Origin of the sequence: Streptomyces odontomachicola, assembly GCF_039605595.1 — a bacterium.
Classification (GTDB): Bacteria; Actinomycetota; Actinomycetes; order Streptomycetales; family Streptomycetaceae; genus Streptomyces.
Map to the genome: position 1 here is coordinate 285326 of NZ_JBCFOK010000005.1, position 25799 is coordinate 311124.

Genomic DNA, 25799 nt, shown 5'->3' on the forward strand with positions numbered 1-25799 from the left:
GGGTCACGGCGACGGGGATTGTGCTTTCGTGCGCGTGGTTCCCGTGCACGACCCTTGCGCGCCAACGGTCGGCCTCATAAGACTGTTTGTCTAACTAGAACTCGTTTCTGGTTTGTAGCTGCCGCGCCGCCCGGAGGGACGACCCATGGCCGCAGAACCCGTCATCGTCGAAGCAGTGCGTACCCCCATCGGCAAGCGCGGAGGCTCGCTCGCCAATCTCCATCCCGCCTATCTGCTGGGCGAGACCTACCGCGAACTCCTCGGCCGCACGGGCATGCACGCCGACTGCGTGGAGCAGGTCGTCGGCGGCACCGTCACGCACGCGGGCGAGCAGTCCATGAACCCGGCGCGCAACGCCTGGCTCGCCATGGGCCTGCCGTACGAGACCGCCGCGACCACCGTGGACTGCCAGTGCGGCTCCTCGCAGCAGGCCAACCACATGGTGGCCAACATGGTCGCCGCCGGCGTCATCGACGTGGGCATCGGCTGCGGGGTCGAGGCCATGTCCCGGGTGCCGCTGGGTGCCGGATCCAAGCACGGGCCCGGCAAGCCCTGGCCCGACGAGTGGAACGTGGACCTGCCCAACCAGTTCGAGGCCGCCGAACGCATCGCCCGGCACCGGGGCCTGAGCCGCGAGCGGGTGGACTCGCTGGGGCTGCTCTCCCAGGAGCGCGCTGCACGCGCGTGGGCGGAGGAGCGGTTCAAGCGCGAGACCTTCGCGGTGCAGGTGCCCACCACCGAGGAGGAGCAGCAGGGCGGCCAGGGCATGTGGCGCCATGTGGAGCGGGACGAGGGGCTGCGGGACACCTCGATGGAGGCGCTGGGTTCGCTGAAGCCGGTGATGCCCTCGGCCGTGCACACCGCGGGCAACTCCTCGCAGATCTCGGACGGGGCGTCCGCCGTCATGTGGGCCTCGAAGCGGATGGCCCGGGCGCTGAAGCTGAAACCGCGTGCGCGGATCGTCGCGCAGGCGCTGGTCGGCGCCGATCCGCACTTCCACCTGGACGGGCCCGTGGACGCCACCCGCGCCGTGCTGGGCAAGGCCGGGATGTCGCTGCGGGACATCGACCTGGTGGAGATCAACGAGGCCTTCGCCTCCGTGGTGCTCTCCTGGGCGCAGGTCTTCGACCAGGACCTGTCCAAGGTGAACGTGAACGGCGGCGCCATCGCGCTCGGCCACCCCGTCGGGGCCACCGGCGCCCGGCTGATCACGACCGCGCTGCACGAACTGGAGCGGCAGGACAAGGAGTTCGCCCTGATCACCATGTGCGCGGGCGGGGCGCTGTCGACGGCCACCATCCTGCAGAGGCTGTGAGCGGGCGCTTCGCCTCGTACAACCTGGGCCTTGTGGGGCCTTACGGCGCGAAGGTCGCCTTCGCGTCGAACGCCGCCCTGCGCGTCGCCCGGCGCAGGGCGCGCAGCACCGGTGTGCCGAGTGTGAGGGTCAGGACGACGGTGAGGACCGCGCGCGGGACGTCCCAGCCGAGCGAGGTGGCCAGGACGTAGGCCGCGTACCGGGCGAGGTTCTCGGCGAGCGGGTCGCCCGGCACGAAGGACAGGCCCGAGCCGAGGCCGGCGATGTAGGGCCAGCCCTGGAGGTTCATGACCAGCCCGTAGAGGAGGGCGGCGGCCGCTCCGTACGCGGCGAGCAGCAGCAACTCGGCGCGGCCGCGCAGGGTTCCGGGGCGCGGGAGGAGACCCGCGCCCATCGACACCCAGCCCATGCTCAGCATCTGGAACGGCATCCACGGGCCGACCCCGCCGGTCAGCAGCGCGCCGGCGAACATCGACAGCGCGCCGAGCACGAAGCCGAAGCCGGGGCCGAGGACGCGCCCGGAGAGGACCATCAGGAAGAACATCGGCTCCAGGCCCGCCGTTCCCGCGCCGAGCGGGCGCAGCGCGGCGCCCGCCGCGGCCAGGACGCCGAGCATCGCCACGGCCTTCGCGTCCAGGCCCGTGTCCGCGACGGTGGCCACCGCGACCGCGAGCAGGAGCGGCAGCAGCGCGGCGAACAGCCAGGGCGCGTCCTGCGAGTGGGCGAGGCCGGACGTGGGCCCGGCCAGCAGCGGCCAGCCGAAGGCGACGATGCCCGCTGCGCTGGTCAGGGCCAGCGCGGCGAGGGAGCGGGGGCCGAGGCGTACGGCCCTGGTGGGTGACGTGGTCATCGGTCCGCCTCCCCCTCGGAGAGCGCCTCTTCGGAGAGCGCCCCGCGCACCTGGCCCGGCGTGAGCCAGCCGCCGCGCGGGAGGATCTTGGCCGTCTGCGGGGCGAACGCGGGCGAGGAGGTCACCACCTCGGACGCCGGTCCGTCGGCCACCGGCTCGCCCTGCGCGAGGATCACGACCCGGTGCGCGAGTTCAGCGGCGAGCTCCACGTCGTGCGTGGCCAGCACGATGCCGTGCCCCTCGGCCGCGAGCGAGCGCAGCACTCCCGCGAGCCGCGCCTTCGCGGCGTAGTCCAGGCCCCTGGTCGGCTCGTCGAGCAGGAGGAGGGGCGGGCGCGCGGTGAGGACCACGGCCAGCGCGAGCGCGAGGCGCTGGCCCTCGGACAGGTCGCGCGGGTGCGTCGCGTCGGTGACGCCGGGGAGGAGCGCGGTCACCAGGGCGCGGCAGGCGCCTGCCGCGGCGCCCGCGTCCCGGTCGGCGGCGGCGCACTCGGCGGCCACGGTGTCCGCGTACAGGAGATCGCGCGGCTCCTGCGGTACGAGGCCGACGTGCCGGAGCAGTTCGGCGGGGCGCGTGCGGTGCGGGGCGCGGTCGCCGACCGTGACCGTTCCCGAGCTGGGCCTGTGCATCCCGACAAGGGCGTTGAGCAGGGTGGATTTGCCCGCGCCGTTGCGGCCCATGAGGGCGACCGTCTCGCCGGCGCGCACGGCGAGGTCCACCTCGCGGAGCGCCGTCACGCGACCCCGGCGCACGGTGACGCGGGAGAGCGCGGCCAACTCGGGCGCCTCGGACGGCGGTTCCGTGCCGTGGGCCGGGGGAGTGCGGCCTTCGAGACGTTCGCGCAGGGGACCCGCCGCGCGGCGGGCGTCGCGCACCGAGAGCGGCAGCGGGGTCCAGCCGGCGATCCGGCCCAGCTCGACGACCGGGGGTACGACGGGGGAGCGGTCCATCATCGCGGCGGGCTCGCCGAGTTGGGCCGGTGCGCCCTGTCCTGGCAGGAGGAGCACCTGGTCCGCGTACTGCACCACCCGTTCCAGCCGGTGCTCGGCCATCAGGACCGTGGTGCCCAGGTCGTGCACCAGGCGCTGCAACACGGCCAGCACCTCCTCGGCCGCGCCGGGGTCGAGCGCGGAGGTCGGCTCGTCCAGGACCAGCACCTCCGGGTGCGCGGTGAGCACGGAGCCGATCGCGACGCGCTGCTGCTGGCCGCCGGAGAGGGTGGCGATGGGGCGGTCCCGCAGCTCGTTCAGGCCGAGCAGGTCGAGGGTCTCCTCCACGCGGCGGCGCATCGTGCCTGGTGGCAGGCCCAGGGACTCCATTCCGTACGCGAGCTCGTCCTCGACCGTGTCGGTCACGAAGTGGGCCAGGGGGTCCTGGCCCACCGTGCCGACCACGTCCGCGAGTTCGCGCGGCTTGTGGGTACGGGTGTCACGCCCCGCGACCGTGACCCTGCCGTGCAGGGTGCCGCCGGTGAAGTGCGGGACCAGCCCGGACACGGTGCCCAGGAGGGTGGACTTGCCGGCGCCGGACGGGCCCACGAGCAGGCACAGTTCGCCCTCGGGCACCTCCAGGTCCACGCCTGCGAGGGAGTGCTCGTCCCGTCCTTCGTACGTGACCGAGACCTGCTCGAACCTGATCACGGGCTGGGTCACGGGGTGCGCTCCTCGGTGCGGGGGTCGTGCGTGTCGTCGTCTGCGGCGCCCTGCCCCGCGCGGGACGTGGGGCGGTCCGGTGCAGGGGCCGCGAACGCCGGGATCAGGCCGAGCAGCGTGGCCGCCGCGGGCCAGAGCGGCAGTTGTGGAGCCGACAGCGGTACGGCGGGCGGGTGCAGGCCCTCCGGGTACGCGCCGCCCGCCGCGATCATCAGCGCGGCCACCGCCGCCCCGGAAGCGGACACCACCCAGGCCCGTACCCCCCAGCGGTCGGGCCGATAGCGGGTCCGCACGCTGCGCCGCCCGCCCAGCACCAGACCCGCCGCCGCCAGCACCACGCCGCCCAGCAGCAACGGCAGCCCGAACGCCGCGCCTTCGGCGGCCAGCAGCGCGTAGCTGCCCACGCACACGCCGAGCAGCCCGCCGAGGGTGAGGGCCGCGGTCGTACGCCGTACCGCGCGCGGCACCTTCGCGGTACGCCCGTACCCGCGCGCGTCCATGGCCGCGGCCAGCGCGACCGAGCGCTCCAACGCGCCCTCCAGCACCGGGAGTCCGACCTGGAGCACGCCGCGCAGGCCCCGGTCATCGCGTCCGCGCAGCCTCCGTGCCGCCCGCAGCCGCTGCACGTCGGCGACCAGGTTCGGCGCGAAGGTCATGGCGACGACGACGGCCACCCCGGCCTCGTACAGCGCGCCCGGCAGGGACTTGAGCAGCCGGGCCGGGCTGGCCAGCGCGTTCGCCGCGCCCACGCAGATCAGCAGCGCGGCCAGCTTCAGCCCGTCGTACAGCGCGAACAGCATGCCCTCGGCCGTCACCCTGCCGCCGATCCGCACCCCCTGCGCCCAGTGGGGGAGCGGCACTTCGGGCAGCGTGACCACCACGTGCGTGCCCGGCACGGCCGAGCCGAGGAAGAAGGCGAAGACCAGGCGGATGCCCAGCACGAAGAGCCCGAGCTTGAGGAACGCGCCGTACGAACGGGCCCACGGCGCATCGCCGCGCCGCGCCGCCACCACGTACCCGGCGACCGCGATCAGCAGCGCCAGCAGCAGCGGGTTGGTCGTACGGGACGCCGCCGTGGCGAGCCCGAGCGCCCACACCCACCAGGCGCCCGCGTGCAGCGCGTCGCTGCGGGAGGCGCGAGGCGGACGCAGCCGTTCGCCGAGGGTCTGGCGCGTGGTGCCTGTGCGCATGCCGCCGCTCAGTCCCGGCGCCTGCGGGCCTGCCACACCGCGGCGCCGGCGAGGCCCGCGACCACCACGGCGCCCGCGCCGATGCCGAGGCCCTTGGGCAGTCCGCCGCCGTCCTCGTGGTCCTTGTCGCCGGAGCCGGCGTCGGTCCCGGTGCCGGTCTTTCCCTCGGCCGAAGTGCGCTCGCCGCAGCCCGACTTGGGGAAGCCTTCGATGCCGCAGAGCAGCGCGTCGGAGTTGTAGCGCAGCGGCTTGGCGACCGCGGCGAGCGCGTCGGCTGCCGTGGCGTCCTCGCTCACGCGGGCGCAGCCGGTACGGGGCTTCGGCGGGGTCTCGCCCTTCGGCGCGTCAGCCGCGGTGCCGAAGTCGACGCGGACGGCGACCCGCTTGCTGCCCGGCTTCGCCTCCGTACGGTCGCAGGCGGAACCGAACTCCGCCGCCCCGCGCGGGGTCTTCGCGTCCTTGGAGTCTGCGCTGACCGCGAAGCGGAAGCCGAGCACGTCGCCGTCGCCGGGGCGCAGCACGGAGGGGCCCTGGGTGGCGTACGACCAGCTCTGCTTCTTCTGCTGCCAGAAGGACCAGTAGCGGTAGCCGTCCTGGGTGCCGGCTGCCTCGGCCGCGCCCGCCTGCCCGAACAGGGCGAGGAAGTGCAGCAGCAGGGCCAGCAGGACCGAGGCGGTGGCGACTCTGCGCGCGTTCACTGCCCGGCCCCCCGACGCTTGCGGCGGCCGCTGATCAGGAAGCCGATGCCGGCGCCCGCGGCGAGGCCCGCGATGATCGCCGACCAGGCGGCGATGGCCCCGCCGTTGCCGTCATCCTCGTCCGAGGTCTTCTGCTCCGCCGGGGTCTTGGCGGGCGCGGGGCCCGTCGCGTCGAGCCGCTTGAGCAGGTCGGTGCCGTGCAGCGTGGTGGGGTCGCCGCCGGTCGCGTGCACGGCGAGGATCAGGATGCCGAGCGCCGCCGGGTCGTTCTTGGCCTTGTCCCAGTCGCCGAGGTGCCTGCCGAGCCAGTCCAGGGACTTCTGGGCCGGGGCGCTGTGCCCGCCCGCGGCGAGCGCGATCACCGCGTCCGCGGTGTTGGCGTAGTCGGGCTGGCCCTCGGCGCCCGGCATCGCGGAGTTCAGGTGCCCGCCGTTCTTCTCGAGTACGGAGGCGAGGTACGCGGACCCGGCGTCGGCCGCGGTCTCGGGTGAGGGCTTCCCCTTCTCGCCGCAGTCGAGGGGCCTCAGCGGGCGGTCCTCCGCCTTCTCGCCCAGCGGCTCGACCGCCATGCCCTCGCCGAGTGCGGCCAGCGCGGCGGCGGCCGTCGCGTCGTCGTTGGCGGCGAGCGCGCCGTCCTTGCCGGGCTGGTACGCGAAGGCCCCGCGCTCCTTGGGCTTCGCGCCCTTGGTGCCGCAGCCGACCTGGAGGGAGAGCAGCGCGTCGTACGGGGATTCGCCGCCCTTCTTCACCTCGCCCGGCTTCTCGCCCGCGGCGCTCAGCGCGCCGATCACCACCGAGGTGGAGTTGGCGTCGGAGGGCCCCGAGGCGCCGAAGCCCCAGCCGCCGTCCTTGTTCTGCGCGGACTTGAGCCATGTCACGGCCTTCTCGACCGCCTGTGCCTGCCCGCCGACGGCGGCCAGCGCCTGCACGGCGAGCGAGGTCGCGTTCGTGTCGGCCGGCGTCTTCTTCGGGTCGCAGCCGCTCTTCGGGTCCTGGCGGTACGCGGCGAAGGAACCGTCAGCGCACTGCTGTCCGGCCAGCCAGTCCACGGCCTTCGCCGCCGGCACGGCGCCCGCCGCGTCCTGGGCGAGCAGCGCGACCGACTGCCGCCACACGCCGTCGAACTTCGGGTCGCCCTTCCCGTACAGGCCGTCCGGCAGCTTCGGCGCGGGCTTGTCCGAGGGGCCCTTCGGCCGGTCGTCGGCGAGCGCCGCGGGTGCGGCGTACCCGCAGAGCACTGCGGCGGCGGCGAGGGCCGCCGCGCTGCGGCGCAGGAACATGACGTGCCTTTCCGGTGTGGCCGCCGGGGCGCGGCGCGGCCGCGCACGGCAGCGCCGCGCGGGACACGCGGCGGCACACCGGGCTCGGCCCCGCAGGCCACGGCGGGCGCGTTCCGGGACCGCCCGGCGGACGGGCCCGAGAGCCTGTGCCGCCGATCCGGTGCTCCGGCTCGCGCGCCGCCCCGCCCGGCGGACGGGAGGGCGTCGCTCACGGTTGCGGGTCAGCGCCGGATTTGCACCGGCTTCCCCCGATCAGCGGCGATGTCTGTCCTGTCTACCTTAGAGCGTGTGTCGCGGCCCCCGGAGGCCCGGTGCGCCGGAGGCGCGCTCCCGCCGGGCCCGGCGCCCTCAGCTTGGCTCCCTTGGCCCGGCCCCCTCAGTCCGTCGCCCGATACGTCACCGGATCCGTGTCCGGGACCGTCTCCGCCTCGCCGAGTTTCACCAGACGGCGCAGGTGTGCCTCGGCCTCGGCCACGGCGATGTTGCGGGAGCCGGCGCGGATCTCGGGCCACGGCCTGTTCCAGTCCATGCGCTCGGCGAGCTGCCACGGCGTGAGCGGTTCACCGGTGAGCAGCCCGCGCAGGGTGGCCAGCCGTCGCGCGTGGTGGTCCAGCAGCTCCCGTACCCGCTCCTCCGCCCCGGCGAAGGCGTACTGGTGCGCCGGCAGCACCTCGGCGGGGCGGAGGCGGCCCATCCGCTCCAGGGAGTCCAGGTAGTCGCCGAGGGGGTCGGTCATCTCGGCCTCGTCGGGGCCCTCGTACAGGCCGATGTGCGGGGAGATCTCGGGGAGGAGGTGATCGCCCGAGAAGAGCCGCCCCACACCCGGCAGTTGATCGGCGACCGGATGCCGTTCCTCCAGGTGCAGGCACACATGGCCCGGTGTGTGCCCCGGCGTCCACAGGGCGCGCAGCCGTCTGCCGGGGAGGTCGAGGAGCTCGCCCGGCGGGATCTCGCGGTCGGGCAACGCTGCCTGGAGGCCCGGCACTTCGCGGGCCCGGCCCGCATCGACCGCGGCCCGCAGCGGTGCGAGGTGGTCGTCCGGCGCACCCGCGGCGCGCAGCTTCTCGGTCAGATAGCGCAGCCACTCCAGCGGCGCGGTCTCGCGGGCCCGCCGCACCACGGCGCCGTCCGCCGCGTGCATCGCGATCCACGCGCCGGACTCCTCGCGCACCCGCGCCGACAGGCCGTGGTGGTCGGGATGGTGGTGCGTGACCAGGACGCCGTGCAGCTCGGCGACCGACGTGCCGCACTGCGCGAGCCCGTTCGCGAGCGCGTCCCAGGCGGTCGGGTCGTCCCATCCCGTGTCGATGAGAACGGGTCCCCTGTCGGTGTCCAGTACGTGGACGAGCGTGTGCCCGAGCGGGTTGTCGGGGATCGGGACGGGGATGCTCCACACCCCGCCGCCGTGGTCGGTCACGTGCGGCTCTCCGGTCATGGCTGGCCCTCCGGTCGGGTGTGTGTCCGGTGCGCCGCGTCCGCGCCGCTGCGGGCGCCGGGCGGCGGCACAAGCATTGCCGAGTATAAGTAGAACTGGTATCAGTTCTGATGTCTGATACAGCGTCAGGAACCTTGCAGAAAAGGGCCGGTGGCCGGAGAGGCAGGGCGGGACGATGACCGACCTCATCGAGCACGATCAGCTCTACATAGGCGGCCGGATGACCGGCCCCGCGGGTACGGACACCCTCGATGTGATCTCCCCGCACAGCGAGAAGCTCATCGGCCGGGTCCCCGACGCCTCCCGCGAGGACGTGGACCGCGCGGTGGCCGCCGCCCGGCGCTCCTTCGACTCGGGGGAGTGGGCGAACCGCCCGCTCTCGGAGCGCATGGAGGTGGTCACCCGCATCAAGGACGCCTTCGCCGCGCGCAGTGACGAGATCGCCAAGCTGATCAGCGCGCAGAACGGCACCCCGTACACCACCGGCGTCATGGTCCAGTCGCTCGCCGCGATGATGGTGTGGGACTCCGCGCTCGCCGTCGCGCGGGACTTCACCTTCGAGGAGGAGCGCGCCGGGGTGCTCGGCCCGCTGCTGGTGCGGCGGGAGCCCGCTGGGGTGGTGGCGGCCGTGGTGCCGTGGAACGTCCCGCAGTTCACGGCCGCGGCGAAGCTGGCGCCCGCGCTGCTCGCCGGGTGCTCCGTGGTGCTCAAGGTCTCGCCGGAGACGCCGCTCGACGCGTACGTGCTGGCCGAGATCGCGGAGGAGGCGGGGCTGCCCGAGGGCGTGCTGTCGATCCTGCCCGCGGGGCGCGAGGTCAGCGAGTACCTGGTGGGGCACCCCGGCGTGGACAAGGTCTCCTTCACCGGTTCTGTGGCGGCCGGCAAGCGCGTGATGGAGGTCGCCTCGCGCAACCTCACGCGCGTCACGCTGGAGCTGGGCGGCAAGTCGGCCGCCGTGATCCTGCCGGACGCCGACCTGGAGACGGCGGTCGCGGGCATCGCGCCCTTCGCCTGGATGATCAACGGGCAGGCGTGCGTGGCGCAGACCCGGGTGCTGGCGCCGCGCAGCAGGTACGAGGAGATCGCCGAGCGCTTCACGGCCGCGGCCTCCGGGCTGACCGTGGGCGATCCGCTGGATCCGGCCACCGAGCTGGGGCCGCTGGTGGCCGAGCGGCAGCGGCGCCGCTCGCTCGACTACATCGCGCTCGGCCAGAAGGAGGGCGCCAAGGTCCTCACCGGCGGCGGCCGCCCGGAGAGCCAGTCCACCGGCTGGTACGTGGAGCCCACGCTCTTCGGCGACGTCGACAACGGGATGCGGATCGCCCGCGAGGAGATCTTCGGCCCTGTCGTCTGCCTGCTGCCGTACGAGGACGAGGCGGAGGCCGTGGGCATCGCCAACGACTCGGAGTACGGGCTGTCCGGCAGCGTGTGGACGTCGGACGTGGAGCGCGGCAAGGACATCGCGCGCCGGGTGCGCACCGGCACGTACTCGGTGAACACCTTCAGCCTCGACATGCTCGGGCCGTTCGGCGGCTTCAAGAACTCCGGCCTGGGGCGGGAGTTCGGGCCCGAGGGCTTCGCGGAGTACACCGAGGCCAAGACCATCCACCTGCCGAACGAGGGGTGAGCGCATGGGTGACCGCTGGCACGTCGAGGTGGACCACGGGCTGTGCATCGGCTCGGGCATGTGCGTGAGCACGGCGCCGGACGACTTCGCCCTCAACACGGCCCGCCAGTCACGCCCGTTGAACCCGGACCGCGACCCCGCCGAGGCTGTTTTGGAGGCCGCGGAGGGCTGCCCCGTGGAGGCGATCTCCATCACGTTGGAGGGGACGGGGGAGGCGGTGTTTCCTCCGGAGGACTAGGGCCTCAGGGGAAGCGGGGGTGGGCTCGCCCGGCGCGGACGCCGACTCGCGACTATGCTTAGTCCGATGGTTAGTCCACCCCTGTGAGGCCGAGATGGAAGCAGCGCGGCAGTACAACGTGCACGAGGCGAAAACGCACCTCTCCCGGATCTTGGAGGAGGTGGCGACCGGCGAGGAGGTCGTGATCAGCAAGGCCGGCGAGCCGGTGGCCAAGATCGTCCCGCTGCGGGCGAAGGTGCGGCGCGCCGGACGGGGCTCACTGCGCGGGCAGATCGAGATCGCCGAGGACTTCGACGAGCTGCCGGATGACATGGGCGAGGCCCTCGGGACGCATGAATGAGACTCCTCCTCGACACCCACGTCATCCTGTGGTGGCTGGACGACAGCCCCGAACTCCCCGGTGAGATCAAGGATTTGCTGGACACCGAGCCCGCTGTCTCGGTGAGCGCCGTGTCGGCGTGGGAGATCGCCATCAAGCAGTCGCTGGGCAAGCTGTCCGGGCCGGAAGACCTGGCCGAGCGTGTGCGGGACAGTCAGTTCACGCAGCTGCCCATCACTGCGGGGCACGGAGTCCGGGCGGGACGGCTCCCGTGGCACCACCGCGATCCGTTCGATCGACTGCTGGTGGCTCAGGCCCAGACCGAAGGCATGACGCTGGTGACCCGTGACGGCCATATTCAGAAGTACGACGTACAGGTGCTGCCTGTGTAAGGGGGCGTTCCTCTGGGCCTTACCCCGCCTCCAGCGCGAGCGTGGCGAACGTCGCCAGCCAGTGGTCCGTCGTGAAATCGCCGGACTCCGTCGCGGGGAGGGCCTTCGTCAGGTGGGTGTCGGCCGCCTCGTTGAGGGGGCCCGTGCGCGGGTCTCCGGCGGGGAGTGACCCCGCTATGCCGCGCAGTGCGTATGCGCGGCTCAGGCACAGGCCCAGCAGGTGGCCTATCTGGGGGTCTGTGGGGTCGGAGATGTGTGGGACGGGGAGGAAGCTGCCGTCTGCGCCGGTGAGTTCGGGGAGGAGGGCGGTCAGCCACCCGGCGTACTCCTCCGGCTCCAGCACCCGGCGCATCACGTCCGCCTCGCAGAGCAGCGGGGACAGGAAGTCCTGGCCCGAGGGCTCCCAGCGGAAGGAGCCCGCGCTGTCGTCGGCGTACCACGCGCGCAGTTTCGCGGTGACCGGCTCGCGCAGTTCGGGGACGCCCGCTTCCTCGGCGCTGTCCAGGACCAGGGCGAGGGCGAACGCGCTGTTGGCGTGCGTGCCGTGGCGTACGGGATAGGTGGCCTTCGGGAGCCAGGCGGAGAGGAGGGACGACACCGCGCGGGCTGCGGGCGCGAGCGCCGTGTGCCAGGGGTCAGACCCGTACCGCCTTGCCTCGGCGGTCAGTTGGAGCAGCCAGGCCCAGCCGTAGGGGCGCTCGAAGGAGGGGTGCGCGGTGAGGTAGCGGGACTCGGCGGCGAGCGCGTCGGGGGCGAGGTGGGTGTCCAGCACCTCCGTGATCTCCGCGGTCGCGGCCGTGCCCAGCGCCTCGCCGTGCCGCCGCAGCAGCCGCACCAGCAGCCAGTGCATGTGGACGCTGGAGTGCCAGTCGTAGGCGCCGTAGAACGCGGGGTGGTGCTCGCGCGGCGGCACCAGCTCCGCGTCGGAGGCGATCAGGTGCGCGGGGAAGTTGGGGTACTCGCGGGTGATGTTGGCCAGCGCGACGCGGGCGAAGCCCGGCGCGTGAGCGGCCAGTTCGGCGGACCGGGCGCTCAATGCGTCGCCCCGCCCGTCACCCGCAGGTCGGTGTCCGTGCCCAGCGCCGCCGTGATGATCGCGGACAGCCCCGTCGCCGCGTCCCTGGCCGAGAGCGAGGGGTGCGCGCGGCGTACGGCCTGCGCGGGAGTGAGCGGTACGTGGACGAAGCCGCCGCGCATGTGCGGGCGCTCGGTCGCGATGAGGTGCGCGAGCCCGTACGAGACGTGGTTGCACACGAAGGTGCCGGCGGTCTGCGACACCGACGCCGGCACCCCCGCCTCGCGCGCGGCGGCGACGCACGCCTTCACCGGGACCGAGGAGAAGTACGCGGCGGGCCCGCCCGGCACGATCGGCTCGTCGATGGGCTGGCGGCCCGCGTTGTCGGGGATGCGCGCGTCGTCCACGTTGATCGCCACGCGCTCGACGGTGAGGTCCTGGCGGCCGCCCGCCTCGCCGAGGCACAGCACGAGATCGGGTTCTGCGGCGGCTACCGCCTTGTGCAGCTCCTCGATCGCCGTACCGAACACGCAGCTCAGCTCGGTCACCCTGACGTGCAGGCCGGCCGGCGGGAACTCGGCCAGCAGGCGGGCCGCCTCCCAGGCGGAGTTGACCGTGTCGCCGCCGAACGGCTCGAACGCGGTGACCAGGACGGTCGGTGTCATGCGCGACTCCTCGTGGGGAAAGGGCTGCGGGGCGGGCTAGAAGGCGAAGAAGTAGACGATCAGGATGTTGCAGCCGAGCATCAAGACGGCGGTCGGCGCCTGGGCCTTGATCGGCCCGTACTGGTCCTTGAGCTCCAGCAGCGCGGCCGGAACCAGGTTGAAGTTGGCCGCCATCGGCGTGAGCAGCGTGCCGCAGAAGCCGGCGAGCATGCCGACGGCGAGCACCGCGGGGGCACTGCCGTTCATCTGCTCGATCAGCACCGGCCAGCCGACGGCGGCGGTCATCACGGGGAAGGCGGCGAAGGCGTTCCCCATCACGACCGTGAACGCGGCCATGCCGACGCAGTAGAGCGCCACGGCGGCGAACCGCTGCCCCTCCGGCAGGATCTCCTCGGTGATGATCCGCACCTGGGTGCCGACCCCGGCAGCCTGGAAGATCGCGCCGAGCACGGCCAGGAGCTGGGGCAGCAGCAGTGCCCAGCCCATCGACTCCAGCAGCCCGCGGCCCGCGTGCACCGGGACCGAGACCCGCTTCTCGCGCAGCACCCACATGCCCACGCCGAGCGCGACGACCGCGCCGACGCCGAGACCGAGGATGGTCTCGCTGTTCTTCTCGAACAGCGGGCCGCCGCCGATGCTGACCTTCGGGCCGAGCACCGCGCAGAGCATCGCCACGACCGGGATGGTCAGCGCGGGGATGAAGATCTTGTTGCCCCAGCGCGCCGCGAGCGCGGTCCGCTCCTTCTCGCTGGTGGTACGGGGCGTGCCCTTGCCGGTCATGCCGAAGCCGCCGAGGCAGATCAGCACCAGCACGGCCACGCCCAGCGGCTCGGCGGGCGCGCTCTTGTCCGCGACCCAGCTGCTGTAGAAGAAGCACGCGCCGAGCAGGCCCCAGAAGGCCGCCGAGCCGAAGCGCTTGGCGTTGCTGCGGTCGAAGAGCATCTGCCCGGCCATCACCAGGAAGGCGGCGCCGACCAGCCAGAAGAACCACTCTGCCTTGATCACTTGGCGGCCTCCTCGGCTGCGTCGCCGTTGCCGGAGCGGGCGCCCGAGACGGCCATCTCGCCGCTGGCGTTGGCCAGTTCGCGCTCCATCGTGCGGTCGAGGCGCACCATCCGCGCGCCGTGGATGAGGAAGGCGCAGACCGCGCTGGGTATCGCCCACATCGCGAGGTGCAGCGGCTCCAGATGGGTCTGGTACGTGCTGTTCACATAGCCGGTGATCAGCAGGATCGAGCCGACAGCGAGGAAGCAGTCCTCACCGAAGAACAGCCCCACGTTGTCCGCGCCCGCCGCGTGCGAGCGGACCTTCTCCCGTACGCGGTCGGGGAGCTGCTTCGTGCCGCCCCGCCGCTCGGCCGCGGCCTCGGCCATCGGCGCGATCATCGGCCGCACGCTCTGCGCGGGACCGCAGATGGTCTGCAGGCCGACGGCTGCCGTGGCCTGCCTGATCAGCAGATACAGCGCGAGGAACCGGCCGAGCGTGAGCTTCCCGAGCTTCCCGATCAGCGTGCGGGCCTGCTGCTGGAGCCCGTTGCGCTCCAGCAGGCCGATGACCGGCAGCGTGATGGCGAAGATCGTCACCGAGCGGCTGGTGGCGAAGTTCTCCCCGAAGACCCGGAGGATCTCGACGGGGGAGAGCTTCCCCAGCAGCCCGGTGGCGATCCCCGCCACGCCGACCACCAGCAGAGGGTTGCGCCGCGTGGCGAATCCGAGGATCACCACCAGCACACCGAGCAGAACGATCATGTCTCTCGGCCTTCCTGGGGAATGGGGAAGGGCGCATGGCGCCCGGGAGAAGAGCGAATGGCCGGGAGGCTATTGGATCGTTCAACGATCCGACAAGGGGTTGAACGGCACGGGTGTGCCCCGGGTGGTGTGCGCCGGGAGCGACGGCAGGCGCGCGCGGCCGGCAACTCCCGTACGGAGCTGTGGCGTTGTGCGTCGAGGCGCCCGATCCGGGGCCGGTCGGCGCGGGGTCGGCGCGCGGGAAGCCGGCCGGTGCGGTCGGCCGGCGCGGCTAGTCCTGGCCCGCGGTGTTGCCCGGGTACGCCTCGGTGAGCTGGCGCCGGGAGTCCTCCAGATAGAAGCCCAGCATCCGCTCGGCCCCCGCGGCGTCGCCCTCCTGGAGCCTGCCGAGAATGTCCCGGTTGCGGGTGAGATAGGGCTCGTGGAAGCGGCGCGGGTCGTCCATCACGTGGAAGGCGAGCCGCAGTTCGGCCAGCACGCCGCGCATCAGGTCGTCCGTGCGGCGGCTCTCCGCGAGTCCGGCGAGCGCCTGGTGGAAGCGGATGTTGGCGGTCGCGCAGTCGTGCCAGTCGCCGCCGGCGGCCGAGCGCTCGCCGAAGGCGACGGCGGACTCGACCTCCTCCAGGCGGTACGGGGGATCACCGAGGCCGCGCAGCGTCGCGCACTCCACCAGCCGCCGTACGCGGTAGATGTCCACGATGTCCTCATGGCTCAGAACGCGGACGAATGTCCCCTTGTTCAGCCGGTGTTCCAGAAGCCGCTCGTGGGTCAGCAGCCGGAAGGACTCCCGCAGGGTGTTCCGCGAGACGCCCAGCGCCCCGCAGATCCGCTCCTCGGACAGCCGCACGCCGGGCCGGAACAGGCCCTGCGCGATCCGCTCGCGCAGGATCCCGGCCACCCGCTCCGCCGTACTGGTGCGGCCCAGCAGTGCGCGGTCGGAGGCGAGTTCGGCGAGCCCGGGCACCAGCGGACCTGCGGCGGCTTCGGCTGCGGAGTCGGCGGTCATGGGCCCAGTGAAGCCGAGAACGGGGAACGAAACAACAAGTCCACGAGTCGGAAAGGGTCTTGCCGGATTGTTCAACAATCTCTTATGTTGCGCGGCGTGACCACGACCCACGCCACGCAGCGGACCCCGGAAGCCAGCGAGCCCGTCATCGACCTCAACGCCGACCTCGGCGAGGGCTTCGGCCGCTGGCGGCTCACCGAGGACGAGGCCCTGCTCTCCTCCGTGACCAGCGCGAACGTGGCCTGCGGCTTCCACGCCGGCGACCCGGCCACGATGCGCGAGGTGTGCGAGCGCGCCGTGGAGCGCGGCGTGCGGATCGGCGCGCAGGTCTCCTACCGCGACCTCGCGGGCTTCGGGCGCCGGGCCATGGAGGTGCCGGCCGGTGAGCTCGCCGCCGAGGTCGCGTACCAGATCGGCGCGCTGGAGATCTTCGCCCGCGCCGCCGGTGCCCGCGTCGCCTATGTGAAGCCGCACGGCGCGCTCTACAACCGGGTGGCCCGCGACCCCGAGCAGGCCGCGGCCGTGGTCGAGGGCGTGCGGCTCGCGACGGCGGGCGACGCCGCGCTCCCGGTGCTGGGGCTGCCCGATTCGGTGCTGCACGCGACGGCGCGGGAGGCGGGGCTGCCCGTGGTGTCCGAGGCGTTCGCCGACCGGGGCTACCGCGCCGACGGCACCCTGGTGCCGCGCAGCGAGCCGGACGCGGTGATCACCGACCCGGACGCGGTGCTGGAGCGCTCCGTGGGCATCGCCAGGGACGGCGGGGTCACGGCCGCCGACGGGCAGGCCCTCAGGCTGCGCGCGCGCTCGCTCTGCGTGCACGGGGACACCCCGGACGCGGCGAAGCTGGCACGCCGGGTGCGCGAGGAGCTGACGGCGGCAGGAGTGACCGTGCGGGCCTTCGCATGAGCGGTGCCGGGGATTCCAGCGCGCGCGTGCCCGGCACGGAGGCGCGGTCCGCCATGGAGGTGCGGCCCGTCGGGCGGCACGGCCTGCTGGTCGAGCTCCGCACGCCCGAGCGCGCCGAGGCCCTGCACGCCGAGCTGCTGCGCCGCCACGCCGACGGCACCCTGCCGCCGGTGCGCGAGATCGTGCCCGGCGCCACGACCGTGCTGCTGGACGGGCTCGATGACCCCCGGCGGCTCGCGGCGGAGCTGCCGGAGTGGCGGCTGTCCGCGGCCGCGGGGGACTCGGGGGCCGTGGTGGAGATCGCCGTGCGGTACGACGGGCCCGACCTCGACGACGTCGCCGCGCTGTGGGGCGTGACGCCCGAGGAGGTCGCGCGGCGGCACGCGGCGACCGAATTCCGGGTCGCCTTCTGCGGCTTCGCGCCCGGCTTCGGGTATCTGACGGGGCTGCCCGAGCGGTACCACGTGCCGCGCCGCGACAGTCCGCGCACCCGGGTTCCGGCCGGCGCCGTGGGCCTGGCCGGGGGCTACACCGGCGTCTACCCGCGCACCTCGCCCGGCGGCTGGCAGCTCATCGGGACCGCCGCGCCCGGCACCGTGCTGTGGGACCCGGCACGCGAGCCCGCCGCGCTGCTGGAGCCGGGAACGCGGGTGCGGTTCGTACGCGAGGACGTGCAGGCCGTACGCGAGGACGCGCCGGACGAAGCGGCGGCCGGAGCACCGGAAACCGCGGAGCAGAACGGGCCCGCACGCGAGGGAGGCCGCCGATGAGCGCGCACGGCAAGGTCGAGGTGGTGCGGGCCGGGGCCCTCACCACGGTGCAGGACCTGGGGCGGCCCGGCAACGCGCACCTCGGGGTGCCCCCTTCGGGCGCGCTGGACGTTCCCGCGCACCGCCTCGCCAACCGGCTGCTCGGCAACGGCGAGGGCGCGGCCACCCTGGAGACCACGCTCAACGGCTGCGCGCTGCGCGCCCTTTCGGACACGTGGGCCGCGGTGACCGGCGCGCCCTGCCCCGTACGGGTGGACGGGCGCCCGGCGGCCTGGGGCGCTCCGGTGCGCGTGCCGGCCGGCGCGGTGCTGGAGGTGGGCGCGCCCACCCACGGGCTGCGCAGCTATCTCGCGCTCGCGGGCGGCGTGGACGCGGCGCCCGTGCTGGGCAGCCGCGCCACCGACCTGCTCTCGGGGCTCGGGCCCGCGCCGCTGCGTGACGGCGACACGCTGCCGCTGGGCGCGCCGCGCGGACCGCTGCCCGCGCGCCCCGACGCGGCGCACTGGGCCGCGCCGCCGCGCGAGTTGGTGCTGCCGGTGACGCCGGGGCCGCGTGACGAGTGGTTCACGGAGGGGGCGCTGCGGACCCTCTTCGCCGGTCCGTACGCGGTGTCCCCCGACAGCAATCGGATCGGGCTGCGCACCGAGGGCCCCGCGCTGGAGCGCGCCAAGGAGGGCGAGCTGTCCAGCGAGGGCATGCCGCTGGGCGCCCTCCAGGTCCCGCCGTCGGGGCGCCCGGTGATCTTCCTCGCCGATCACCCGGTGACGGGCGGCTACCCCGTGATCGCGGTGGCCGCCCCGTACGCGCTGGCCGCGGCGGCCCAGGCGGCGCCCGGCACCCCGGTGCGGTTCGTGCCCGCGTAGTCGCCCGGCCCCCGGGCGCCCCCGGATTACCGGTGGTTACGGGTGGATTCTTCATGGTCTCTTCGTGACAGGTGTGACTGTCCGTGCCCGGTGGCCGCGTTGCAGTGTGGTCTCTGCTGCACTCCGGGGAGGGGACCATGGACCAGCGGTACGAGATCTTCTGTCTCGCCGACAGGTATTTCTACGAGACGCCGGACCGCCTCTCCACGAGCGCGAGTGCGAGCGGGAACGGGGGCGGGGGCGCCGAGCCCTTTCCCGTGGCACTGCGCCCCGTGCCCGCCGGCTGGCAGCAGGCGCGCAGCGGCGACTGGCTCGAACTCCGCCCGGAGCAGGGAGAGTTCCCGCCCCAGGGGTGGAAGATCCATGTGTCCGCCACGCTGGACAACGCGGCCGCCGTGGGCTCCGTGGTGTGGGACTACTGCGTGCCGCGCGGCATCCCGTTCAAGTTCGTGCCCGACCGCGTACAGCTCTATCTGCGGAACGCGAAGTACGCGGCGCGCGACCACAGCGGCAAGTTCGCCACCGTGTATCCGGGTGACGAGGCACAACTGCACACCGTGCTCCGCGAGTTGGGAGACCTTCTGCACGGGGAGCCCGGGCCCTACATCCTCACCGACCTGCGGTGGCGGGAGGGGCCGCTGTACGTGCGGTACGGGGCCTTCGCGCCACGCTATTGCCTCGACCGCAAGGGGCATCTGGTCCCCGCCGTCGAGGACGCGCACGGCGCGCTCGTACCGGACCGCAGGGACCCGGCCTTCCACATACCCGAGGGCGTGACGCTGCCCGCCTTCCTCCGGCCGCACCTGGAGGCGCGCGGGAAGACGACGGTCGCCGACCTGCCGTACCGCATCGAGCGCGCGCTGCACTTCTCCAACGGCGGCGGCGTATACCGCGGAACGGACCTGCGTACCGGGGCCCGGGTGGTGCTCAAGGAGGCGCGCCCGCACGCCGGGCTCGCCGCCGACCGGGCCGATGCTGTGGCCAGGCTGGAGCGCGAGAAGGCGGCGCTCGACCGCCTCGCCGGGCTGCCGGCCGTGCCCTCCGTGCGCGACTGGTTCACCCTCGACGGGCACCGCTTCCTGGTCATGGACCACCTGGAGGGGCGGCCGCTCAACTCCTTCTTCGCCGAGCGGCATCCGCTGCTGACCAGCGCGCCGGATCCGGAGGCCGTGGACCGCTACACGCGCTGGGCGCTGCGCGTGCACCGCCGGGTCGAGGAGGCGGTGGAGACCGTGCACGCGCGCGGGGTGGTCTTCAACGACCTGCACATGTTCAACATCATGGTGGCGCCCGACGAGGAGTCGGTGTCCCTCCTGGACTTCGAGGCCGCGGCGCCGGCCGCCGAGGACCCGCGCCAGATCGTCGCGCACCCCGGCTTCATGGCGCCCGCCGACCGCTCCGGCTACGCCATCGACAGATACGCCCTGGCCTGCTTACGCCTCGCCCTCTTCCTGCCGATGACCACGCTGTTCGGCATGGACCGCGGGAAGGCGGCGCACCTCGCGCAGATCGCGGCCGCGCAATTCCCGTCCATACCGGAGGAGTTCCTGCGGGAAGCCGTCGCCACGGTGGAGGGGGAGGACTCCGTCGACGCCGGGGGAGCCGCGGCCCTCCCCGTACCCGCCGATTGGCCCGCCGCCCGCGACGCGATGGCCGGTGCCGTCCTCGCCTCGGCCACGCCGGAGCGCGAGGACAGGGCGTTCCCCGGCGACATCGCGCAGTTCGCCGACGGCGGCGGCCTCGGCCTCGCGCACGGCGCTGCCGGCGTGCTGTGGGCGCTCGCCGAGACCGGAGCCGCCGCCTGGCCCGAGGGCGAGGAGTGGCTGCTCCGGCACACGGACCCGGCACCGCGCGGCACCCCGCTCGGCCTGTACGACGGGCTGCTGGGCGTGGCCTGCGTGCTGGACCGCCTCGGACACACCGAACGGGCCCTGAAACTCGCCGAACAGGTGCTGGACGAGAAGTGGCAGCGCCTCGGCAGCTCGCTCCACGACGGCCTCGCGGGGCTCGGCCTCGCCCTCGACCGGCTCGCGGCGAGCACGGGGGAGACCCGGCTGCGCGAGTACGCGGAGGAGGCGGCCCGCGTCCTCGCGGAGCGACTGCGGGAGGGCACCGGGCGCGGCGACAGCGGAGCGGCGGGGCGCACCGACCGCTCGGGGCTGCTGCACGGGCCGACGGGTTCGGCTCTGCTCTTCCTGCGGCTGTACGAGGGCGAGCTGGGGCGCGGAGCCGCAGGTCGTCCTGCACACTCCGGCGGCAGCCCCGACCACGAGCTGCTCCGACTCGCCGAGCTGGCCCTGGAGTCGGAGGTCGCGCGCTGCGTGCCCGACGGCGACGGCGCGCTCCAGCTCGACGAGGGCACCCGCACCATGCCGTACCTGGGCGCGGGCAGCGTCGGCATCGCCATGGTGCTGGACGACTACCTCGCGCACCGCCCTGGCCACCCGGGCTTCGAGCAGGCCAGGCGGGCGATGCTGCCCGCGGCCCGGATGCGCTACTACGCGCAGCCCGGCCTCTTCCGCGGGCGCGCCGGGATGGTGCTGCACCTCAGCCGCACGACGACGCCGGGGGTCGCCGACGAGGACCTGGCGGAGCAGCTTTCCGGTCTCGCCTGGTACGCGATGCCGTACGAGGGCCTGCTGGCCTTTCCCGGCGACCAGATGATGCGGCTGTCGATGGACCTGGCGACCGGCACAGCGGGCTGCCTGCTCGCGGCGGGCGCAGCCGCCGCGGCGCGCACGGTGCGCGCGGGCGGCCCGGCGGCGCACATGCCGGCACTGCCCTTCCTCCCGCCGCCCAAGAGTGGCGGCCCATGGACCGGTCCCCGCGAGAGCGGGGGCCGTACGGAAGAACAACCGTCCCCATGACGGCACTGCGTCAGTGGCGTCATCACATGGAAAGGAAGCCGACCATGGCACTTCTCGACCTGCAGGCCCTGGAGCTGGAGGAGACGTACGGCGGCGGCGACGGCGGCGGCAGCAACGTCAGCCTCCTCGGCTGTGCCAAGCACAGCTCGCACAGCACCCTCCTGTGCCTGTGACCCGTCCCTGAACAGGAACCGGAGCCGTAACCGCTCGAACTCCCCCGCACACAGGCGTGCCGCTCAAGCGCAGGCGTGAGGGGGTGCACGGCTCCGCGCGCTCCCGGGCGGCCGGACCCTCCGCCCGGGAGCGCACCGGCACGCGATCCGGGACCGGGAGGGACAGCGCATGGCCGACCCCACGGCCGTCGAAGCGGACAGCACGGGCGGCAGGGCCGCCGACCGCCTCCTGTTCTCGGCCGGGCGGCGCGCGGCGGCCCGCACCGCGGCGCTCGGCCTCGCCTCGGCCGCCGACGCGGCGGCCACCCTCGCGCTCCCCGCCGCCCTCGGCCGCGCCGTCGACCTGCTGCTCAAGGGCGCCCCGGAGGCGGGCCGCTGGACCCTGGTCTGCGCCCTGCTGTGCGGGGCGCTCATGCTGCTGGACGCCGCGGACGACGTGCTCACCGGGACGCTCGACTCCCGTGTGACGGCCGGGCTCCGGGTGCGGCTGCTCGACCACGTACTCGCCATCGGCCCCTCAGGCGCCGCCCGCTTCGGCAACGGCGACCTCGTCACGCGCGGCACGGGCAACGCGGCGCACGCCGGCACCGGGCCCGGCGCCGCCGCCTCCGCGCTCGCCACGCTCGCCACACCGGTGGGCGGACTGGTCGCGCTCGCGCTGCTGGACCCGCGCCTGGCGGCCGTCTTCCTCGCGGGCACGCCGCTGCTCGCCCTGCTGCTGCGGGTGTTCTCGCGCAGCTCGTCGGAGTGCGTGACCCGCTACCAGGAGGCGCAGTCACGCATCGCCGGACGGCTGGTGGAGGCCCTGGGCGGCGCCCGCTCCCTCGCCGCCGCCGGCACCTGGGAGCGCGAACGCGACCGCGTGCTGGGCCCGCTGGCCGAGCTGAGCGGGCACGGGTACGGGATGTGGCGGGTGCAGGGCAAGGCGGCGGCGCAGTCCGCCGTCCTCGTGCCGCTGCTCCAGCTCGCGGTGGCCGCGACGGGCGGACTGCTGCTGGCGGGCGGGGCGCTGAGCGTGGGCGCGCTGCTCGCGGCCGTACGGTACGCGGCGCTGGCGGCCGGGCTCGGCACGCTGGTGGGGCAGCTCGACGCGCTCGTACGGAGCAGGGCGGCGGCCCGCAGGATCGCGGAGGTGCAGGCGGTGCCGGCGCCCGCGTACGGGGAGCTGCGGCTGCCGACAGCGGAGGAGAGCGGACGGCCCCTGGGGCGGCTGGAGTTCCGTGAGGTCGGCGCCTCGCTGGGCGGCAGGGCCGTGCTGCGGGACCTGTGCCTGGTGGTGGAGGGCGGCAGCTCGGTCGCCGTCGTCGGGCGTTCGGGCGCGGGCAAGTCCCTGCTGGCTGCCCTCGCCGGGCGGCTGGCCGAACCGGAGGCGGGCCAGGTGCTGCTGGACGGCGTGGACCTGCGCGATCTCTCCCGTACACGCCTGCGGAACGCGGTGGGCTACGCCTTCGAGCGCCCCGCGCTGCCCGGCGGCACGGTGGCCTCCGCGATCGCGCTGGGCTGCGGGGACGCGGGGGAGTGGCAGGACGCCAGGGTCGTGTCCGCCGCGCGCGCCGCCTGCGCCGACGGCTTCGTCCGCACGCTGCCGCGCGGCTACGACACCCCGTGCGCCGAGGCCCCGCTCTCCGGCGGCGAGGCGCAACGGCTGGGCCTGGCCAGGGCGTTCGCGCACCGCGGGCGTCTGCTGGTCCTGGACGACGCCACGTCCAGCCTGGACACGGTCACCGAACTCAAGGTGACCGAGGCGCTGATGGGCGGCGGCCCCGGCACGGACGACCCCGCCGCCGGCCGCACCCGCCTGATCGTGGCGCACCGTGCCTCCACCGCCTCCCGCGCCGACCTGGTCGCCTGGCTGGAGGACGGCCGGGTACGCGCGCTGGAGCCGCACCACGTGCTGTGGCGGCTGCCCGCCTACCGCGCGCTGTTCGGCGCCGGGGACGGGGTGGCCGGGGACGGGACGGCCGGGTACGGGGCCGCCGGGGACGGGACCGCCGATGGCTGAGCGCGGCCGGGCGGAGCGCGGCGTCGTGCGGGCCGGGCTGCGCTTCCTGGCCCGGCGGCCGCGCGTGCTGCTCGGGCTCGCCGGGTGGTCGGTGCTGGAGGCGGCGCAGGCGTTCGCGCTGGGCTTCGCGCTGGCCCGCGCGCTGGACGAGGGCTTCCTCGCGGGGCGGCCCGGCACCGGACTGTGCTGGCTCGGCCTCGCCGCCTGCGGCGTGCTGGCCGGCGCGCTCGGCACGGCCGGGGTGTACCGCTCCGTCGCGTCCCTGGTGGAGCCGCTGCGGGACGCGCTGGTGCGGCGGGTGGTGGGCCGCGGTCTGTACGAGGCCGTGAACGGCGCCGCGGAGCCCGGGGGTTCGGGGGGCGGCACCCGTACGCCCGGCGCCTCGGCGGTGTCCCGGCTGACGCACCAGGTGGAGATCGCCCGGGACAGCTTCGCCGGGATCGTGCTGGTCTCCCGCTCCTTCGCGGTCTCGGCCGCCGGGGCGCTCGCGGGACTGCTCACCCTCGCCCCCGCACTCCTGCCCGCCGTGCTGCCGCCGCTGCTGGCCGGGCTCGCGGTGTTCGCCGCGGCGCTGCGCCCGCTGGCCCGGCGGCAGCGGGACTTCCTCGTCGCCGACGAGGAGCTCGCGGCCGAACTGGGCGGCACGGTCGCCGCGCTGCGCGATGTGGTCGCCTGCGGCGCCGAGGAACCGGTACGGCGTACGGCCCTGCGCCGCATCGAGGCCGAACGCCGCGCCGCCGACTCCCTCGCGCGCTGGGGCACTTCGCGCGCCCTCGCGCTGGGCGTCGGGGGACGGCTCCCCGTGGTGCTGCTCCTGGTCCTGGCGCCCTGGCTCCTGCGCCACGGGGTCACGGCAGGCGCGCTGGCCGGGGCCCTGACCTACCTCACCCAGTCCCTGCTGCCCGCGCTGCACAGCCTGATGCACGGTCTCGGCGGCGCGGGGGCCCGGCTCACGGTGGTACTGGGCAGGCTGCGGGAGGGGGTGGCGGGGACGTCGTACGAGACCGGACCGGAGACGCCGTACGGCACCGGACCGGGCCCGCGCGCCGAGCCGGGTCCGCGAGTCGAGCCGGGCTCGCGAGTCGAGCCGGGCCCACGAGGCGAGTTGGGCCCGGAGCCGGAGCCGGAGCCGGAGCCGGAGCACGCGGGGCCGAGGAGCTGCGCCCCGCCCGCCGTCGAGCTGCGGGGCGTCACCTTCGCGTACGGGCCGTCGGCCGAACCCGTGCTGCGCGGGCTCGACCTGACCCTCCCCGCCGGCGGCCACCTGGCGGTGGTCGGGCCGAGCGGTGCGGGCAAGTCCACGCTGGCGCTGTTGCTGGCCGGTCTGCTGGAGCCCTCGCGTGGCGCGATCCTGCTGGGCGGGCGGCCGCTGCGGGCGGGCGGCGGCGTACCCGGCGAGGAGGCGGAGCGGCGAGTGCTGGTGCCGCAGGAGACGTACCTCTTCTCCGGCAGCGTCCGCGACAACCTGGGCTGCCTCCTCCCCGCACACCGCCGGGCCCCCACCGACGCCGAGGTGGCCGAGGCCGCGGACGCCGTCGGCGCGCTCGACCTGCTGCACCGCCTCGGCGGACCCGGCGGGTACGTGGACCCCGCCGCGCTCTCCGGGGGCGAGCGGCAACTGCTGGCCCTGGCGCGCGCATATCTGTCGCCCGCGCCGCTCGCCGTGCTGGACGAGGCGGCGAGTTCGCTCGACCCCGCGGCCGAGGAGGCGGCGGAGCGCGCCTTCGCGCGGCGCCCCGGCGCGCTGATCGTCATCGCGCACCGCATCAGCTCGGCCCTGCGCGCCGACCGCGTCCTGGTGCTGGACGGCGAGCGCACGCGCTGCGGCACACACGCCGAACTCCTGGCGTGCTCCCCGCTCTACCGCGACCTCACGGCCAACTGGGCGCCACGGGGCAGCAGGTGGAGCGGCGGCCGGCGCGGCACGGGCTCACACCCAGCCGGCTCCCTGTGAGATGCGGACGGCGTCGACGCGGTTGCGCGCGCCGGTCTTGCGGGTGATCGCGGAGATGTAGTTGCGCACCGTCCCCGCCGACAGGCACAGCCGGCGGGCGATCTCCGCTATCGACGCGCCCTCCGCCATCTCGGCGAGCACGCTCAGCTCCCGCCGGGTGAGCGGCGCTTCGGAGGCCCGCAGCAGGGTGCCGGCCAGCGAGTCGTCGACGAAGCGCTCGCCCCGCGCCACCTGCCGTATGCCGGTCAGCAGCAGCTCGGGCGCCGCGTCCTTGCCGACGAAGCCCTGTGCCTTGGCGTCCAGCGCGCGCCGCAGCGCGCCGGGGCGGCCCTGGGTGACCAGCGCGAGGAGCCCGCAGGCGGGGCGTTCGGGCCCGCGGCAGGTGGCCAGTTGGCGCAGCGCCGTGGTGTCCGTGCTGTCCGCGTCCACGACGCAGACGTCCCCGGCGGCGCACGGCAGTCCGCTGCGGAGCGCCTCGCGCCACGGCGTCGCCTGGATCGTCATGTCGGGTGCGCCGCCCACCAGCGCGGCCAACGCGCATCGGAGGAGCCCGACGTCGTGCACCAGCAGTACCCGGATCACTCTTCCGTCCCCCTCCGGAATTCCCCCACGGCAGGATGCATGACAGCCCATTCATGAATACAAGCTCCAAAGCGGCCTGAGAGGGGAGGTTTCGGCCACAGAGGGGGCGGTCTTGACTGGCCGGATTCCGGCGCCGCAGCCCGGATTCCAGCGCCGCGGCCCGGATTTCAGCGCTGCGGGCCGGAGCTCGGTGCCGAAGCGCCGAAGCACCGAAGCGTCGCGGCGCCGCGGGGACGCCGGCCGCGCCGCCCG

General features: G+C 74.5%; 24 protein-coding genes and 1 riboswitch. Of the genes, 12 read left to right on the forward strand and 12 right to left on the reverse strand.

The genetic code is table 11. The features are described from left to right. The first annotated feature begins 145 nt into the window (after positions 1-145). Positions 146-1315, forward strand: coding sequence for a steroid 3-ketoacyl-CoA thiolase (locus tag ABEE00_RS11335; protein ID WP_345745216.1), 1170 nt, complete (start codon positions 146-148; stop codon positions 1313-1315). A 40-nt stretch (positions 1316-1355) separates the two neighbouring features. On the opposite strand, the gene ABEE00_RS11340 is transcribed toward ABEE00_RS11335, so the two are convergent. The 6 genes from ABEE00_RS11340 to ABEE00_RS11365 form a co-directional block, all read right to left on the reverse strand. Further along, positions 1356-2165 (reverse strand): ECF transporter S component, encoded by an 810-nt coding sequence (locus ABEE00_RS11340; RefSeq protein WP_345745217.1) that lies wholly within the window; start codon positions 2163-2165, stop codon positions 1356-1358. Beyond that, positions 2162-3805 (reverse strand): ABC transporter ATP-binding protein, encoded by a 1644-nt coding sequence (locus ABEE00_RS11345; RefSeq protein ID WP_345745433.1) that lies wholly within the window; start codon positions 3803-3805, stop codon positions 2162-2164. Before ABEE00_RS11345 ends, ABEE00_RS11340 begins: the two co-directional genes overlap by 4 nt. A gap of 8 nt (positions 3806-3813) precedes the next feature. Next, positions 3814-5007 (reverse strand): CbiQ family ECF transporter T component, encoded by a 1194-nt coding sequence (locus ABEE00_RS11350; RefSeq protein WP_345745218.1) that lies wholly within the window; start codon positions 5005-5007, stop codon positions 3814-3816. Positions 5008-5015: 8 nt separating this feature from the next. Then, positions 5016-5705: an SCO2322 family protein gene (locus ABEE00_RS11355; protein WP_345745219.1), complete on the reverse strand. Its 690-nt coding sequence runs from the start codon at positions 5703-5705 to the stop codon at positions 5016-5018. Further along, positions 5702-6985, reverse strand: a complete 1284-nt coding sequence (locus ABEE00_RS11360; protein ID WP_345745220.1) for a prenyltransferase/squalene oxidase repeat-containing protein — start codon at positions 6983-6985, stop codon at positions 5702-5704. The genes ABEE00_RS11355 and ABEE00_RS11360 overlap by 4 nt, the downstream gene beginning before the upstream one ends. Positions 6986-7161: 176 nt before the next feature. Continuing rightward, positions 7162-7232: riboswitch (cobalamin riboswitch) on the reverse strand. A gap of 129 nt (positions 7233-7361) precedes the next feature. Continuing rightward, positions 7362-8420, reverse strand: coding sequence for an MBL fold metallo-hydrolase (locus ABEE00_RS11365; protein WP_345745221.1), 1059 nt, complete (start codon positions 8418-8420; stop codon positions 7362-7364). Positions 8421-8595: 175 nt separating this feature from the next. Between ABEE00_RS11365 and ABEE00_RS11370 the strand changes: the two genes are divergently transcribed. The 4 genes from ABEE00_RS11370 to ABEE00_RS11385 all read left to right on the forward strand — a co-directional run bounded on the left by ABEE00_RS11370 (position 8596) and on the right by ABEE00_RS11385 (position 10996). Then, complete coding sequence (locus ABEE00_RS11370) at positions 8596-10047, forward strand: aldehyde dehydrogenase (protein ID WP_345745222.1); 1452 nt, start codon at positions 8596-8598, stop codon at positions 10045-10047. A gap of 4 nt (positions 10048-10051) precedes the next feature. Further along, positions 10052-10285 (forward strand): ferredoxin, encoded by a 234-nt coding sequence (locus ABEE00_RS11375; RefSeq protein ID WP_345745223.1) that lies wholly within the window; start codon positions 10052-10054, stop codon positions 10283-10285. A 94-nt stretch (positions 10286-10379) separates the two neighbouring features. Beyond that, positions 10380-10625 carry a type II toxin-antitoxin system Phd/YefM family antitoxin gene (locus ABEE00_RS11380; protein WP_345745224.1) on the forward strand — a complete coding sequence of 82 codons (246 nt, stop codon included), beginning with the start codon at positions 10380-10382 and terminating at the stop codon, positions 10623-10625. Then, positions 10622-10996: a type II toxin-antitoxin system VapC family toxin gene (locus ABEE00_RS11385; protein WP_345745225.1), complete on the forward strand. Its 375-nt coding sequence runs from the start codon at positions 10622-10624 to the stop codon at positions 10994-10996. Before ABEE00_RS11380 ends, ABEE00_RS11385 begins: the two co-directional genes overlap by 4 nt. A 19-nt stretch (positions 10997-11015) precedes the next feature. Here ABEE00_RS11385 and ABEE00_RS11390 read toward each other — a convergent pair whose 3' ends face one another. From ABEE00_RS11390 to ABEE00_RS11410, 5 genes are all read right to left on the reverse strand, one after another. Beyond that, positions 11016-12032 (reverse strand): DUF2891 domain-containing protein, encoded by a 1017-nt coding sequence (locus tag ABEE00_RS11390; protein WP_345745226.1) that lies wholly within the window; start codon positions 12030-12032, stop codon positions 11016-11018. Then, entirely contained in the window at positions 12029-12676 is a 648-nt protein-coding gene (gene pcp / locus ABEE00_RS11395) for a pyroglutamyl-peptidase I (RefSeq protein ID WP_345745227.1), read from the reverse strand. The genes ABEE00_RS11390 and pcp overlap by 4 nt, the downstream gene beginning before the upstream one ends. Positions 12677-12712: 36 nt before the next feature. Continuing rightward, on the reverse strand, positions 12713-13681 hold the full coding sequence (locus ABEE00_RS11400) for a DUF979 domain-containing protein (RefSeq protein WP_345745228.1): 969 nt from the start codon (positions 13679-13681) through the stop codon (positions 12713-12715). Then, positions 13678-14424 (reverse strand): DUF969 domain-containing protein, encoded by a 747-nt coding sequence (locus ABEE00_RS11405; RefSeq protein ID WP_345745229.1) that lies wholly within the window; start codon positions 14422-14424, stop codon positions 13678-13680. The genes ABEE00_RS11400 and ABEE00_RS11405 overlap by 4 nt, the downstream gene beginning before the upstream one ends. A 271-nt stretch (positions 14425-14695) precedes the next feature. Then, positions 14696-15430 carry a GntR family transcriptional regulator gene (locus ABEE00_RS11410; RefSeq protein WP_345745230.1) on the reverse strand — a complete coding sequence of 245 codons (735 nt, stop codon included), beginning with the start codon at positions 15428-15430 and terminating at the stop codon, positions 14696-14698. A gap of 96 nt (positions 15431-15526) precedes the next feature. Between ABEE00_RS11410 and ABEE00_RS11415 the strand changes: the two genes are divergently transcribed. The 7 genes from ABEE00_RS11415 (at position 15527) to ABEE00_RS11445 (ending at position 24965) form a co-directional block, all read left to right on the forward strand. Then, the gene (locus ABEE00_RS11415; RefSeq protein WP_345745231.1) at positions 15527-16336 is read left to right on the forward strand and encodes a LamB/YcsF family protein; all 810 of its coding nucleotides are present in this window, start codon (positions 15527-15529) and stop codon (positions 16334-16336) included. A 53-nt stretch (positions 16337-16389) separates the two neighbouring features. Then, the gene (locus ABEE00_RS11420; RefSeq protein ID WP_345745434.1) at positions 16390-17106 is read left to right on the forward strand and encodes a 5-oxoprolinase subunit B family protein; all 717 of its coding nucleotides are present in this window, start codon (positions 16390-16392) and stop codon (positions 17104-17106) included. Beyond that, positions 17103-17969, forward strand: a complete 867-nt coding sequence (locus ABEE00_RS11425; protein WP_345745232.1) for a 5-oxoprolinase subunit C family protein — start codon at positions 17103-17105, stop codon at positions 17967-17969. The genes ABEE00_RS11420 and ABEE00_RS11425 overlap by 4 nt, the downstream gene beginning before the upstream one ends. Before the next feature lie 137 nt (positions 17970-18106). Continuing rightward, a complete protein-coding gene (gene lanKC / locus ABEE00_RS11430; protein ID WP_345745233.1) occupies positions 18107-20836 on the forward strand; it encodes a class III lanthionine synthetase LanKC in 2730 nt (909 codons plus the stop codon). 44 nt (positions 20837-20880) lie between these two features. After that, the gene (locus tag ABEE00_RS11435) at positions 20881-21009 is read left to right on the forward strand and encodes a SapB/AmfS family lanthipeptide (protein ID WP_345745234.1); all 129 of its coding nucleotides are present in this window, start codon (positions 20881-20883) and stop codon (positions 21007-21009) included. 169 nt (positions 21010-21178) lie between these two features. Continuing rightward, positions 21179-23011: an ABC transporter ATP-binding protein gene (locus tag ABEE00_RS11440; protein WP_345745235.1), complete on the forward strand. Its 1833-nt coding sequence runs from the start codon at positions 21179-21181 to the stop codon at positions 23009-23011. Then, on the forward strand, positions 23004-24965 hold the full coding sequence (locus tag ABEE00_RS11445) for an ABC transporter ATP-binding protein (protein WP_345745236.1): 1962 nt from the start codon (positions 23004-23006) through the stop codon (positions 24963-24965). The genes ABEE00_RS11440 and ABEE00_RS11445 overlap by 8 nt, the downstream gene beginning before the upstream one ends. Here ABEE00_RS11445 and ABEE00_RS11450 read toward each other — a convergent pair. Continuing rightward, entirely contained in the window at positions 24942-25547 is a 606-nt protein-coding gene (locus ABEE00_RS11450; protein ID WP_345745237.1) for a response regulator transcription factor, read from the reverse strand. The two genes, ABEE00_RS11445 and ABEE00_RS11450, sit on opposite strands and share 24 nt — an antisense overlap. Between the last annotated feature and the right edge of the window lie 252 nt (positions 25548-25799).

Excerpts from the sequence above, each read along its gene's own strand:
- ABEE00_RS11420 (WP_345745434.1), top strand. The coding sequence starts at position 16,390 with ATGGAGGTGCGGCCCGTCGGGCGGCACGGCCTGCTGGTCGAGCTCCGC.
- ABEE00_RS11335 (WP_345745216.1), top strand. The coding sequence starts at position 146 with ATGGCCGCAGAACCCGTCATCGTCGAAGCAGTGCGTACCCCCATCGGC.
- ABEE00_RS11375 (WP_345745223.1), top strand. The coding sequence starts at position 10,052 with ATGGGTGACCGCTGGCACGTCGAGGTGGACCACGGGCTGTGCATCGGC.
- ABEE00_RS11440 (WP_345745235.1), top strand. The coding sequence starts at position 21,179 with ATGGCCGACCCCACGGCCGTCGAAGCGGACAGCACGGGCGGCAGGGCC.
- ABEE00_RS11370 (WP_345745222.1), top strand. The coding sequence starts at position 8,596 with ATGACCGACCTCATCGAGCACGATCAGCTCTACATAGGCGGCCGGATG.
- ABEE00_RS11380 (WP_345745224.1), top strand. The coding sequence starts at position 10,380 with ATGGAAGCAGCGCGGCAGTACAACGTGCACGAGGCGAAAACGCACCTC.
- pcp (WP_345745227.1), bottom strand. The coding sequence starts at position 12,676 with ATGACACCGACCGTCCTGGTCACCGCGTTCGAGCCGTTCGGCGGCGAC.
- ABEE00_RS11360 (WP_345745220.1), bottom strand. The coding sequence starts at position 6,985 with ATGTTCCTGCGCCGCAGCGCGGCGGCCCTCGCCGCCGCCGCAGTGCTC.
- ABEE00_RS11435 (WP_345745234.1), top strand. The coding sequence starts at position 20,881 with ATGGCACTTCTCGACCTGCAGGCCCTGGAGCTGGAGGAGACGTACGGC.
- ABEE00_RS11350 (WP_345745218.1), bottom strand. The coding sequence starts at position 5,007 with ATGCGCACAGGCACCACGCGCCAGACCCTCGGCGAACGGCTGCGTCCG.
- lanKC (WP_345745233.1), top strand. The coding sequence starts at position 18,107 with ATGGACCAGCGGTACGAGATCTTCTGTCTCGCCGACAGGTATTTCTAC.
- ABEE00_RS11340 (WP_345745217.1), bottom strand. The coding sequence starts at position 2,165 with ATGACCACGTCACCCACCAGGGCCGTACGCCTCGGCCCCCGCTCCCTC.
- ABEE00_RS11445 (WP_345745236.1), top strand. The coding sequence starts at position 23,004 with ATGGCTGAGCGCGGCCGGGCGGAGCGCGGCGTCGTGCGGGCCGGGCTG.
- ABEE00_RS11385 (WP_345745225.1), top strand. The coding sequence starts at position 10,622 with ATGAGACTCCTCCTCGACACCCACGTCATCCTGTGGTGGCTGGACGAC.
- ABEE00_RS11410 (WP_345745230.1), bottom strand. The coding sequence starts at position 15,430 with ATGACCGCCGACTCCGCAGCCGAAGCCGCCGCAGGTCCGCTGGTGCCC.
- ABEE00_RS11405 (WP_345745229.1), bottom strand. The coding sequence starts at position 14,424 with ATGATCGTTCTGCTCGGTGTGCTGGTGGTGATCCTCGGATTCGCCACG.
- ABEE00_RS11425 (WP_345745232.1), top strand. The coding sequence starts at position 17,103 with ATGAGCGCGCACGGCAAGGTCGAGGTGGTGCGGGCCGGGGCCCTCACC.
- ABEE00_RS11365 (WP_345745221.1), bottom strand. The coding sequence starts at position 8,420 with ATGACCGGAGAGCCGCACGTGACCGACCACGGCGGCGGGGTGTGGAGC.